Genomic DNA, 6,524 nt, shown 5'->3' with positions numbered 1-6,524 from the left:
GGGGCCGACTGGACGCGTTCCTGGTCCGTCGCTTCCTCCTGGTGGCCGTGCTCGTCGCGGCCATGGAGGCGCTGCTGCAGCCCCTCGCCCTCGGGACGCTGGTGCCCCTGGCGCTGGAGCGGTTCGCGCTCAGCGGGCTCGCGTACATCCCGGGGGCCCTGTACGGCCTGGGGGTCCTGGCGTTCGGGATGGCGCTGCTCGTCCTGCCGCCCGCGGTGGGCGCCATGCTCTTCGCACGGATGGTGGAGCGCAGGGTCGCCCAGGTCCAGGAGGAGCGCGACCGGGAGCGCGAGCGCCTCTATGCCAGGAGGAACCTCCTGGTGACGGACATGGCGCATGACCTCAGGACCCCGGTGATGAGCATCCTCTCGCTTGCCCAGGCGCTGGGGGATGGCCTGGTCGACGACGCGGCCGACCAGAGGCGCTACCTCGCCGCCATTCGCGCCAAGGCGGAGCGCCTCGGAAGGCTCACCGATGCCCTGTTTGACTTCACGCGGCTCGAGAGCGATGCCTTCAGGCTCGAGCGGAAGCCCTGTGACCTGCCGCAGCTTGTGCTGAGGGAGGCGGCTGCGGCCTACACTGACGTCGAGTCCGCCGGTATGACCCTCGAGGTGGACGTGAGCGAGCAGCCCCTGGAGGTCCTGGCGGACGACGTCCAGCTGGGCAGGGTCGTGGCCAACCTCATAGCCAACTCCGTGAGGCACTGCCCCGCGGGCACGACCGTCCGCGTCGGGCTCGTGCGACGCGCCGGCGTGGCCGAGGTCGTCGTGGGGGACACCGGCCTTCCCATGGAGGGCGACGTCGACCGCCTCTTCGAGCCCTTCTCGCGCGGGGACGAGGCGCGGCGCGGCGAGGGGAGCGGCCTGGGGCTCTACATAGTCAGGCGCATCGCGGAGCTGCATGGCTTCTCCATCCGCCTGGAGCAGCCCTACGGCAGCCTCACGAAGGCCTTCGTGCTGACCTGCCCCGTCTGGGACTAGCGCCAGCTGCCAGCCAGGTCGGCCCCGCGTGTTCCGCCAGCTCTCTGGGCCCCGCGGCCTACAGGTCGAAGGCGGCGCAGATGGCGTCGAGTAGCATGACCGCGAAGGTCTGCGCGTCCCCCGTGGTGAAGGTGCCGTCGTAGTCAAGGCCCAGGGGAAGCTCCAGGCGCACCACGGGGACCTCCTCGCGAGAGCTCTCGCAGGTGGTGCGCAGGCGCTGGGGCAGGGAGTCGACGTCGTCGGTCGAGAGGTTGGCCATCTTGCTGCCCTCGGGCAGGGGGGTGGAGGCCAGCACCAGCACCGCACGGTCCCCCTCGCGCGCGGCAAGGGGGCTCTCGATGAGGTCGAGGCCGCTCTTCTCGCTCGTGGCGCTTGCCAGGTTCCAGATGCGACCCGCCACGTTGCGGCTGATGGGGTCTTCGGCGGTGATGGAGAGCTGCGTGCTCTCGAGCACCCCGGCGGCCCGGGCGAAGCCCATGCCGCCCATGGGGTGCGGGCCCGAGGCGGGCTTGCCGCTCCACACGTGGTGCAGGCGCTCGATGGCGTCGAAGGTGTCCTGGAAGGCCATGCCGTCCGCCAGCATGCCTTGGCTCTCCTGGAACTGCTTCACCGCGCTCTCGGTGTAGACGCCGAAGCAGCCGTCGGGCTCGCCGCAGGAGAAGCCCAGGATGTTGAGGCAGTGCTGCAGGGCCAGCACGTCGCTGCCGTGGAAGTTGGGGAGGCGGAGGTAGAGGGTGCGGTCGCCCATGGAGTAGCCTGCGTCGACGAGGGCCGCCCAGGTCGCGGAATCCACCTCGCCGCCCAGGGGCAGCTGGTGGTCGAGCCGGAACTTGGCCACGGCGGTCGCGGTGGTCGGTCCGAAGGCATGGCCGTCGAGCTCGGCGGCTTCCACCTCGTAGCCCAGTCTTCCCAGGCGCTCCTGGATGTCCTCCACCGCGGCGCCGCTCGCGCCCTCACGTATAGCTTCCATGCGTCTCTCCCGTTGCGAAGGCCCTGGGGCATGTGGCGCAAGGCCTGATGCGTGTCAAATGCTACGTGCTATCCCTGGCGCTCCACGAAGAAGTCTGCCATGGAGAGGAGCGTCTCGTACGGGCCGTCCTCGAGGCCGACGCCCTCGATGTGCCCCTTCGCCCTGGACGAGAGCTCGCGCGCGACCGAGCGGGCATGCTCGATGGCCCCCGCCCCGTCCATGAGGAGGACCGCGCGGGCGAGAGACGCCTCGTCCGTGGCATGGGCGTCGAGCAGGCTGCGGAGCTCCTCTCGCCTGCCGCCTTCCAGGTGCTCGAGGGCCCAGGTGGCGACCAGGGTGCGCTTGCCCTCGGTGACGTCGCTCCTGAAGTCCTTGCCCTGGGCGTCTGCGTCTCCCACCAGGTTGAGCAGGTCGTCCTGGATCTGGAAGGCCAGGCCCGCGTCCATGCCGAAGGCGCGCAGGGCCTCGACCTGGCGCCCGCTTCCGCCGCTGCAGATGGCGCCGGCGGCCAGGGGAACGGCGGCGGAGTAGTGCGCGGTCTTGAGCGTCGCCATGCGCAGGTAATCCTCGGAGCTCACGTCCCAGCGCCCGTCGCGGACCCAGCCCAGGTCGAGCGCCTGCCCCTCGACGGTCCTGAGCTCCATGTCCGCGAGCTCGCCCAGGAGGCGGAGCCTCGTCGCCGCATCCAGCGACGCGTCTGCCAGGACGAGGCGGAAGGTGGTCACGATGCCCAGGTCGCCCATGTTGATGGCGGGGCCCGTCCCCTCGCTGAGGTAGGTGCAGGGCTCGCCGCGGCGCGTCTCTCCCTCGTCCGCGATGTCGTCGTGGATGAGGGCCGCGCTCTGGAAGTGCTCGATGGCGGCTGCGACGGGCAGTGCCGCCTCGGCTCTACCGCCCACGGCCTCTGCTCCCAGGAGGCAGAGCGCGGGGCGCGTACGCTTGCCGCCCGCCCGCGTGAAGTGCGCGTAGGGAGCGTAGAGGTAGCGCTCCAGCTCGGGGCCATGCGACGCCGCATCGTGGTCGTGGGGCTCCACCTTCGCAAGATAGCCCTCGACGAGGGGAAGCACCCGCGCCAGGTAGTCCCTGAAGAGCTGACCGTCAGGCATGGGGCCGCCTAGTCCTCGTAGCCGTCGGGGTTGTGCGACTGCCAGTTCCAGGAGTCGCGGCACATGTCGTCGATGTCGTACTTGGCCTCCCAGCCCATGAGCTCCCTGGCCTTGGCGCAGTCCGCATAGTTGGCCGTGACGTCGCCGGGGCGGCGCGGGTCGATCTGGTAGGGGAGCTCGCGTCCGCAGGCAGCGGAGAAGGCCCTGATGATCTGGAGCACGGAGGTTCCCCGACCGGTGCCCAGGTTGAAGACCTCGACGCCCGTGCGGCCGTCCATCCACGCCAGTGCGGCGGCGTGGCCGGAGGCGAGGTCCATCACGTGGATGTAGTCGCGCACGCCGGTGCCGTCGGGGGTGTCATAGTCGTTGCCGTAGACGTGGACGACCTCGCGCTTGCCCACGGCCACCTGTGCCACGTAGGGCAGGAGGTTGTTGGGGATGCCCTTGGGGTACTCTCCCATGAGTCCGGAGGGGTGGGCACCGATGGGGTTGAAGTAGCGCAGGAGGACGACGTTCCACTCGGGGTCGGCGGTGTGGAGGTCGCAGAGGATCTGCTCGATCATCCACTTGGTCCAGCCATAGGGGTTGGTGCAGGCCTTCTTGGGGCTGGCCTCGGTGATGGGCAGGCTGTCGGGATCGCCGTAGACGGTGGCCGAGCTGCTGAAGATGATGGACTTGCAGCCGTGCTCGCGCATGACGTCCACCAGGGTCAGGGTGTTGCCCAGGTTGTTGCTGTAGTACTCGATGGGCTTCGAGACGGACTCGCCCACGGCCTTGAAGCCGGCGAAGTGGATGACGCGGTCTATGTCGTTGTCGTCGAAGATGGCCTCGATGGCGTCGCGGTCGTTCACGTCGGCGCGGTAGAACGAGAGCCTTGCCGACGCCTCCTCTCCCACGATTTGGTCGATGCGGTCGAGCACCTTCTCGGAGGCATTGCTGAGGTCGTCCACGATGACCACCTGGTAGCCGCCCTGGAGCAGCTCGACCACGGTGTGGCTGCCGATGAAGCCGGCGCCTCCGGTGACGAGGACGCAGGTGTCCTGGGGTGACTTTTCGACGCTCATGGGTGCTCCTCGTCTACTGGACGGTAGGCTTCTTCCTGGGATGGCTGTGCTCTGGCGCAGGCTGCCGCCGCGCGACGGGCGCAACCGTCCATGAACAGTATAGGGCAGGGCGGGGGAGGGCAAGGCAGGGCGGGGGCCGCCGCGCGCGATCGGGCGCCGTTCTCTATGCAACTTCCTGAAGTCGCTTGGTTCTCTATGCATTTCTCGGAAATCCTGCCTACAAAAGCCCTGTTGGCGCTGGGTCGGTGTCAGAGAATGGCATAGAGAACGCTTGCCGGAGCATGTCGGAGCATGTCCCGGTATGACCCAGCTTGCCCCGTCATGTCCCATCATGCTCCAGCTTGTCCCGCTCTTGGCGTCGAGGGGGGGCGGGGCTCTCTCGACGCAGGATGTGGCCTACTTCGAGGTCCCGCCGTCCTCGCATGACGCGTCACGTCCCTTTCCGGGAAGTGCGCTCGTGGCGATGTCGACCGCCTCCGCCGGGTCGTCGGTGAGCCTGACCAGGGACGGGTCGAGGGGCGAGATGTTTCCGGAGTCAGAGACGGTGCCCCTGAGCCACTCGAAGAGCCCCTGCCAGTACTCGCGGTCGAACATGACGACGGGGGTGCGCTCGACCTTGTGGGTCTGCACGAGGGTGAGCAGCTCGAAGGCCTCGTCGAGGGTCCCAAACCCGCCCGGACAGATGATCGCGCCCTGCGAGTACTTCACGAACATGGTCTTCCTCACGAAGAAGTACCTGAAGCTCATGCCAAGGTTGACCCACTGATTGATTCCCTGCTCCTCGGGCAGCTCTATGCCCAGCCCCACGGACGTGCCCCCAGCCTCGGAGGCCCCGCGGTTCGCCGCCTCCATCACGCCTGGCCCACCGCCCGTTATGACGGCCACGCCTCGCTCGGCGAGGAGGTGTCCCATGGTGAGCGCGGCGTCGTAGCTGGGGCATCCACGTGGCGTGCGTGCCGACCCAAAGACGCTCACGGCCGGTCCCAACCTGGCGAGGGCGTCGAAGCCGTCGACGAACTCCGCCTCTATGCGCATGACGCGCCACGGGTCCATGCGAATCCAGTCGGTGGGGTCGTCTGGCGCGAGTAGGCTGCTCGTGGTGGTGCGGTCGGGGATCATCTGGCCCCTGAGGAGTACCGAACCCCTGTGGTACGCGTCCGCGCCCCGTCCGTCCGCCACCCCGTCGTCCTGCGCGCCATGTCCTGCAGGTATGTCCCAGCTGTCCCGCCCCATGCGTTGGCGCCTCTCGCCCATGTCCATGCGTCTCCCATCTTCGCTTCCTGGTGGAAGATGCTACGCCAAGGCCCTTTCTGGTGTGGTCGCTCTTCGCGTGCGGTGTCCTTGGACCAAGCTTGGGCCAAGCTCTGAGGCCGTGTCGCCTCTCGCCTTGCGTTCTCAGCCGAGGGTGTAGCGGGTGGCCGCGTGGCGCATGTTGACCTCGCTGAGTTCCATCTCGCCGTCGATGTAGGGCTGGTACATGGCGTCTATGGAGCCCACGCCCATGCTGCACCCGCTGCAGCTCTCGCAGCTCGAGTCCCCGCAGAAGTCCAGCCCCTGCCGGACGATCTGGATGCGCTCCTCGCGCGTGGTGTCCTTGATGAGTAACGACCTCATGGTGTGTGGCCCCTCTCCGCCGGCCGTGCCCTTGCCGGGGATGGCCGGCTGTCTGATTTCTGCCGCCCGCTAGATGCGGCTCACGAGCTCGTCGGCAGACTTGCGCATCGTGTGGCGCGGAGCGGGCTCGGCGTCGTCGGCGGGATACCCCAGGGGAAAGAGCGCGATGAGGTCGTAGCCCTGCATCTGCGGGAAGGCCTGCTTCAGCGCTCCGGCGTCGAACTTGCCCACCCAGGTGCTGCCCAGGCCGAGCGAATGCGCGGCGAGCATGATGTGCGTCGCCACGATGCTCGCGTCCACGTCGGCAAAGTTGCGCCCGTCGAAGGAGCGCACCCACGCCTCGTCCTCCTTGGCGCCGACGGCCACGATGAGGGGGGCGCTGAAGCCGTAGGGGGTGTTCTCTCGCACGGTCTCGAGAGCGTCGGGGCTTTGGATGATCCAGGCATGCCAGGGCTGCTTGTCCACGGCCGTGGGGGCGGCGACCGCAGCAGCGATCAAGGCGTCGATCTTCTCGGGCTCCACCGGGGCGTCGCTGAACTTGCGGCAGGAATAGCGTTCGCGAGCGAGCGTGAGGAAGTCTGACATCTGGGTGCCTCCCGTCCTGGGGTGACGTCGTCCCGTGCGCTTCCGGACGGGGCGACCGCTGCGACACTGCAGCTAAGCCTGAGTGTAGCCCTTCTCGCCCCCTTGCCCCGTACGTCGCCGCTTCCACGTCTGGCCGACTTGCGCCACCATCTGCCCGTCCGCTCCCGCGCATGCTGGCCTGCCCGCCCCCTCGTTCTCTATGCCA

General features: G+C 68.5%; 7 protein-coding genes. 1 reads left to right on the top strand and 6 read right to left on the bottom strand.

From position 1 onward, the window contains the following. On the top strand, positions 1-980 hold a 980-nt coding region (locus tag ACMPH2_RS07185), incomplete at its 5' end, for a sensor histidine kinase (protein ID WP_417119058.1). A gap of 58 nt (positions 981-1,038) precedes the next feature. On the opposite strand, the gene ACMPH2_RS07180 is transcribed toward ACMPH2_RS07185, so the two are convergent. The 6 genes from ACMPH2_RS07180 to ACMPH2_RS07155 all read right to left on the bottom strand — a co-directional run bounded on the left by ACMPH2_RS07180 (position 1,039) and on the right by ACMPH2_RS07155 (position 6,319). After that, positions 1,039-1,950, bottom strand: a complete 912-nt coding sequence (locus ACMPH2_RS07180) for a peptidoglycan-binding domain-containing protein (RefSeq protein WP_009278597.1) — start codon at positions 1,948-1,950, stop codon at positions 1,039-1,041. A 68-nt stretch (positions 1,951-2,018) separates the two neighbouring features. Then, the gene (locus ACMPH2_RS07175) at positions 2,019-3,056 is read right to left on the bottom strand and encodes a polyprenyl synthetase family protein (protein ID WP_417119057.1); all 1,038 of its coding nucleotides are present in this window, start codon (positions 3,054-3,056) and stop codon (positions 2,019-2,021) included. An 8-nt stretch (positions 3,057-3,064) separates the two neighbouring features. Then, the gene (gene galE, locus ACMPH2_RS07170) at positions 3,065-4,120 is read right to left on the bottom strand and encodes a UDP-glucose 4-epimerase GalE (protein WP_417119056.1); all 1,056 of its coding nucleotides are present in this window, start codon (positions 4,118-4,120) and stop codon (positions 3,065-3,067) included. Positions 4,121-4,516: 396 nt separating this feature from the next. Beyond that, positions 4,517-5,374 (bottom strand): LOG family protein, encoded by an 858-nt coding sequence (locus tag ACMPH2_RS07165; protein ID WP_417119055.1) that lies wholly within the window; start codon positions 5,372-5,374, stop codon positions 4,517-4,519. Between the two features lie 141 nt (positions 5,375-5,515). Further along, the gene (locus ACMPH2_RS07160) at positions 5,516-5,734 is read right to left on the bottom strand and encodes a hypothetical protein (protein ID WP_072500223.1); all 219 of its coding nucleotides are present in this window, start codon (positions 5,732-5,734) and stop codon (positions 5,516-5,518) included. Positions 5,735-5,803: 69 nt separating this feature from the next. Then, positions 5,804-6,319: a nitroreductase family protein gene (locus ACMPH2_RS07155; protein WP_072500222.1), complete on the bottom strand. Its 516-nt coding sequence runs from the start codon at positions 6,317-6,319 to the stop codon at positions 5,804-5,806. Between the last annotated feature and the right edge of the window lie 205 nt (positions 6,320-6,524).

The sequence above is a fragment of the Olsenella phocaeensis genome, from assembly GCF_048189965.1.
GTDB classification, from domain to species: domain Bacteria; phylum Actinomycetota; class Coriobacteriia; order Coriobacteriales; family Atopobiaceae; genus Olsenella_I; species Olsenella_I phocaeensis.
This window is presented reverse-complemented; position numbering and strand designations above follow the sequence as displayed.

Excerpts from the sequence above, each read along its gene's own strand:
- ACMPH2_RS07180 (WP_009278597.1), bottom strand. The coding sequence starts at position 1,950 with ATGGAAGCTATACGTGAGGGCGCGAGCGGCGCCGCGGTGGAGGACATC.
- ACMPH2_RS07175 (WP_417119057.1), bottom strand. The coding sequence starts at position 3,056 with ATGCCTGACGGTCAGCTCTTCAGGGACTACCTGGCGCGGGTGCTTCCC.
- galE (WP_417119056.1), bottom strand. The coding sequence starts at position 4,120 with ATGAGCGTCGAAAAGTCACCCCAGGACACCTGCGTCCTCGTCACCGGA.
- ACMPH2_RS07165 (WP_417119055.1), bottom strand. The coding sequence starts at position 5,374 with ATGGGCGAGAGGCGCCAACGCATGGGGCGGGACAGCTGGGACATACCT.
- ACMPH2_RS07160 (WP_072500223.1), bottom strand. The coding sequence starts at position 5,734 with ATGAGGTCGTTACTCATCAAGGACACCACGCGCGAGGAGCGCATCCAG.
- ACMPH2_RS07155 (WP_072500222.1), bottom strand. The coding sequence starts at position 6,319 with ATGTCAGACTTCCTCACGCTCGCTCGCGAACGCTATTCCTGCCGCAAG.